We start from the raw sequence: 4,762 nt of genomic DNA on the forward strand, positions 1-4,762 counted from the left end.
GGCAATTAAAAAAGTGATATGGGTAATGGGTAAATATTTTCGCAAGCCACCCATGTCTTTCATTTCGTTGCTGTGTACATAATGTATAACTGCTCCGGCCCCTAAAAATAATAACGCTTTAAACATGGCGTGTGTAAACAAATGAAACATGGATGCGGTGTACCCCAATCCATCTTCGCCACCATATTTTGAAACACCTAATGCAAACATCATATAACCAATCTGGCTCATGGTGGAATAAGCCAGTACTCTTTTTATATCAGTTTGTGTGCAGGCAATAATGGCTGCAAACAATGCAGAGAATGCACCTGCATAACCAACAATCTCTAATGCACCCGGAGCAGCAATTGCAAACACAGGAAATAATCTTGCTACTAAAAAAACTCCCGCCACTACCATTGTTGCGGCATGTATTAAGGCCGAAACAGGAGTGGGGCCTTCCATTGCATCGGGCAACCAAATATGTAAAGGGAACATGGCACTTTTACCGGCGCCGCCAATAAAAACTAAAACTAATCCCCAGGTTAATGCAGATATACCAAGGAAAGATGCGGATAAAATATTTTTTAATACCGTGGATTCCGGGGAAGTTAAGTTTGCAATTAAAGTATTAAAATCTAATGTGCCTGAATAAAAAGACAATATTAAAATGCCAATTAAAAAACCCACATCTGCAAAACGTGTTACAATAAATGCTTTTTTACAGGCAGCAACGGCAGCAGGTTTATCATAATAATAACCAATCAATAAAAAAGAAGACAAGCCCACCAGTTCCCAAAAAATATACATTTGAAAAATGTTGGAAGCCACCACTAAACCTAACATAGAAAATGTAAACAATCCTAAAAATGCATAGTAAGTAGCAAAGCGTTCATCAGCTTTCATGTACCCCAAACTGTAAATATGCACCATCAAAGAAATAAAAGTTACCACTACAATCATCATCATTGAAATGGGATCTAACAGTACTCCCATATCAATTGACAAATTTTCAGAAAATTGTAGCCAGGTATATTTAAATGCAATTACTCTTGGATAATTACCTGCACTGTAATTTGAAAAATATTCATAAGCCACATAAATTGCCAAAACTGTTGACACCAACATAAACGCCGTTGCAATAATGCCCGAAGTGTTTTTAAAATATTTTCGTCCAAATAATCCCAACAATAAAAAACCTGCCAGTGGCAGTAATGGAATAAGTGCTATGTAAAAATTGTTTGGCATTATGACCTCACCCTCGTTCCCTCTCCAAAAAAGAGGGAGGCCAGGCTTTTAGTTTTTAATTAAGATTTGTAATTAAGCATTTCAACACTAAATCTTTTTTCAACTTTAATAAATTACATTCATCTTCGTTTCAATCTTCTCCATTTCCCTCCCCTTGGGGGAGAATAGGAAGGGCTGTGCACCTAATACTTCATCTCCTCCGCACCCTCCACATCAATCGATCTATGGCTTCTGTATAAATTTATTATTATCGCAATAGCAACGGCAGCTTCAGCAGCAGCAATGGCAATAATAAAAATGGTAAAAAATAAACCATCCATTTTATTGGGCCACAAATATTTATTGAAAGCAATAAAATTCAGGTTAACACTGTTCAATATTAATTCAATACTCATCAGCATCGTTACCAAATTTCTTCTTGTAAAAAAACCGTATGCACCAATAAAAAATAGTGCAGTGCTGATGAATAATATTTCGTTTAATCCGGGATGCATCAGTTGGTTTCAGTTTTAGTTCGTAATGCAATAACTATTGATCCAATTAAAGCTGCTAATAATAAAATACTTACTAATTCAAAAGGTAATGCATAGCCACCAACATCGGTGCCCAGCATTTGGTTTCCAATATTTTCTACACTTGGTTCAACAGCAGTTGCAGTAGTGCCAATAAATTTATGCTGATATAATTGCACCATTACCAATGCCAGTCCGCAAAAAGCAGCCAATGCTGCAAACAATTGCCTGCCCAATTTCTGTTGCGGCATTTTTTCTCCAGCCTGCTGTGTTAAAAAAATAGAAAAGATGATGAGCACAACAATACCACCAACGTACACTACAATTTGCACCGCAGCAATAAATTCATATTGCAACCAAAAGTAAAAACCTGCAATACCAATTAAAGCAAACAATAAATAAATAGCCGCACGGAATATCTGCCTTGTAGTAACGGCAAGCAATGCACTGCCTAAAGTAAGCGCTGCCAGTAAATAAAATATAATTGTAGATCCGCTCATAAGCCTCTCCCTCGTTCCCTCTCCTGTAGAGAGGGAGTACGGGCATAAGTTAATTTTTAAACATTAGTAATTAAGCATTTCAACATAAAATTTCTGTTCAGCTTTATAGTATTCGTTTATCTTCATTTCAATCTTCTTCTTTTCTTTTCCCTATGGGAAGGATAGGATGGGCTTTTATTCTACTCCATCCATAATCTTCGATCCGGGATTATTCAAAATTTTCGTCAACTCCGCCCTGTCAAAAACACTGTGTTCAAAAGTTTGCGCCATCACAATCGCATCCGACGGACAAGCTACCACACATAAGTTACACATAGTACACAATTCTAAATGATACACTAATTTGTCAATTGCTTTTTTCTTTTTGCCTTCCGGCGTGACTTCATTTTTAAAAATCACTTTTATAGTTCCATTCGGACAAGCCAGCTCACAAGCCTGGCAACCCGTACAGCGGTGTTCATTTTTTTCATCATGCGGCATTACCACTTCACCTTTAAAACGTTCTGGTAAATTCAATGTATCCCTGTTATCGGGATATTGTTCGGTTATAATTTCTTTATGATGGGTAAAATAATAGCCCGTACGACGCATACCCACCAGCATAGATTTTACTGCACCGTAAACTTCTTTTATGTAGTTTTTTATAAACATACTCCTATCCCCTAAAGGAGAATTGATTATTTTTTATGAATAAATTTTATTCTCATTTTTATTAGATTAATAATACATCAATCTTCGCTACCATCTCCTCCATTCCCCCCTTTAGGGGATGGGGGTTAAAAATGCCACCCCAATATCGCCATCACTGTTATCAACAAAATATTAAACATACTAATTGGCAACAAATATTTCCATTCTAAATTTAATAACTGGTCAATACGTAATCTCGGAAAAGTCCAGCGGAACCACATAATGACAAAAATTAAAAAAAACGTTTTGCCCATAAACCAAATGCTTGACGGAATATAATCCATCACATGATTAAAGCCCTGCCAGTTGCCAATATGAAAAGGCATCCAGCCTCCTAAAAACAATGTAGCACCAATGGCACAAACAATAAAAACGTTCACATACTCCGCTAAAAAAAATAAGGCAAACTTCATTCCGCTGTATTCAGTATGGAAGCCTGCTGTTAATTCACTTTCTGCTTCGGCCAGATCAAAAGGTGCCCGGTTAGTCTCTGCCGTTACTGCGATTAAAAAAATAACAAAAGCAATTATTACAGGGATATGTCCTTTAAATAACCACCAGCCATTGGCTTGCGATTGAATGATGTGGTTTAAATTTAAACTGCCTGTTAAAACTACAATGGATAAAATAGAAAGCCCTGCACTCAATTCGTAACTTACAATTTGTGCTCCGCTACGCATAGCACCCATCAGCGAATATTTATTATTGCTTGCCCAGCCTGCCATTAAAATACTGATTACCGAAATAGACGACACCGCCGATACATACAACACGCCAATATTTAAATCCCACAATTGAAAATTACTTGCAAATGCAATGGGTGCCATTAACAACATGGCCACTATCATAGCAATAAATGGCGCCAGGTTAAATAAAAATTTATCAGCGCCGTTGGGTGTCAATCCTTCTTTAGTTAATAATTTTAGTGTATCCGCAAACGATTGTAACAAACCTTTTGGCCCCACACGGTTTGGCCCTAACCTTATTTGCATCCATGCACTCACTTTTCTTTCCATAATTACCAACACCAATCCTAAAATAGCAAACAGGCTTATCACACACACACCTGCAATAACCATTTCAAACACCAATGCCCAGGTGGAGCTGAATTGTTCGTTCAACCATTGATCAATTGATTTTGTTATGTTAGATAAGCTTAGCATTTTCCCCCATCCCCTAAAGGGGAGTTATTTGACGTCTCCACTTTTTATCGTAGAAATTTTAATTAAAAAATATTTTTTTTAGCCGTGCTTTATTAATTCTATTTTACTTCATTGGTCTGGCCTAAGGCGAGACACTCTTGTGCCATACATCTTTATTGAACTTTAATTATGTTTTGCAAAAGCACCTGACTTCCCTACGGCACGTTGAAAAACATTTTACTTTTTCTACCCACCTTAAGCTCCTGCGGAGCTATTTTATTTCATTATTTTCCTGCATAATCTTCGCTACTATCTTCTCCGCTTCCCTCTCCTAAAGGAGAGGATAGGTGAGGTGAAACTTGCTACCATCTTCTCCATTTCTCCCTTTATGGGATAGGGGTTTCTACTCCATTTCCCTCTCCGCCAACTGGCGGAAGGATAAGAGGGGCTACCGATCTATATCCGGTATCACCAAATCCAGTGTACCCATCATCGCTACCAAATCACCCAGCTTACTTCCTCTTGCCATATGATCTAATGCAGAAAGATTAGAAAATCCCGGTGAACGAAATTTAATTCTGTAAGGTGTGGTGCCGCCGTCACTAACAATATAGACACCAAATTCTCCTCTTGCTGTTTCCACTCGTTGATAAAATTCTCCTTTGGGTAATTTTAATACGGCTTTTGTTTT

Annotated in this window: 6 protein-coding genes; all 6 read right to left on the reverse strand. The window is 37.5% G+C overall.

All coding sequences use genetic code 11. The features are described from left to right. Positions 1 to 1,227, reverse strand: a 1,227-nt coding sequence (locus ACY65O_RS01445) for an NADH-quinone oxidoreductase subunit 5 family protein (RefSeq protein WP_462219068.1), incomplete at its 3' end; no start/stop codon positions are given. 182 nt (positions 1,228 to 1,409) lie between these two features. Further along, on the reverse strand, positions 1,410 to 1,721 hold the full coding sequence (nuoK, locus tag ACY65O_RS01450) for an NADH-quinone oxidoreductase subunit NuoK (RefSeq protein ID WP_462219069.1): 312 nt from the start codon (positions 1,719 to 1,721) through the stop codon (positions 1,410 to 1,412). Further along, positions 1,721 to 2,239, reverse strand: coding sequence for an NADH-quinone oxidoreductase subunit J family protein (locus tag ACY65O_RS01455; protein ID WP_462219070.1), 519 nt, complete (start codon positions 2,237 to 2,239; stop codon positions 1,721 to 1,723). The genes nuoK and ACY65O_RS01455 overlap by 1 nt, the downstream gene beginning before the upstream one ends. Before the next feature lie 174 nt (positions 2,240 to 2,413). Beyond that, entirely contained in the window at positions 2,414 to 2,890 is a 477-nt protein-coding gene (locus tag ACY65O_RS01460; RefSeq protein ID WP_462219071.1) for a 4Fe-4S binding protein, read from the reverse strand. 125 nt (positions 2,891 to 3,015) lie between these two features. After that, positions 3,016 to 4,050: an NADH-quinone oxidoreductase subunit NuoH gene (nuoH, locus tag ACY65O_RS01465; protein WP_462219072.1), complete on the reverse strand. Its 1,035-nt coding sequence runs from the start codon at positions 4,048 to 4,050 to the stop codon at positions 3,016 to 3,018. A gap of 469 nt (positions 4,051 to 4,519) precedes the next feature. Next, a partial coding sequence (locus ACY65O_RS01470; RefSeq protein WP_462219073.1) for an NADH-quinone oxidoreductase subunit D-related protein occupies positions 4,520 to 4,762 on the reverse strand: 243 nt, incomplete at its 5' end.

The organism is Ferruginibacter sp. (assembly GCF_031430955.1).
Taxonomy (GTDB): Bacteria; Bacteroidota; Bacteroidia; order Chitinophagales; family Chitinophagaceae; genus Ferruginibacter.

Coding starts and splice junctions, on each gene's coding strand:
- nuoK (WP_462219069.1), bottom strand. CDS start 1,721: ATGCATCCCGGATTAAACGAAATATTATTCATCAGCACTGCACTATTT.
- ACY65O_RS01455 (WP_462219070.1), bottom strand. CDS start 2,239: ATGAGCGGATCTACAATTATATTTTATTTACTGGCAGCGCTTACTTTA.
- ACY65O_RS01460 (WP_462219071.1), bottom strand. CDS start 2,890: ATGTTTATAAAAAACTACATAAAAGAAGTTTACGGTGCAGTAAAATCT.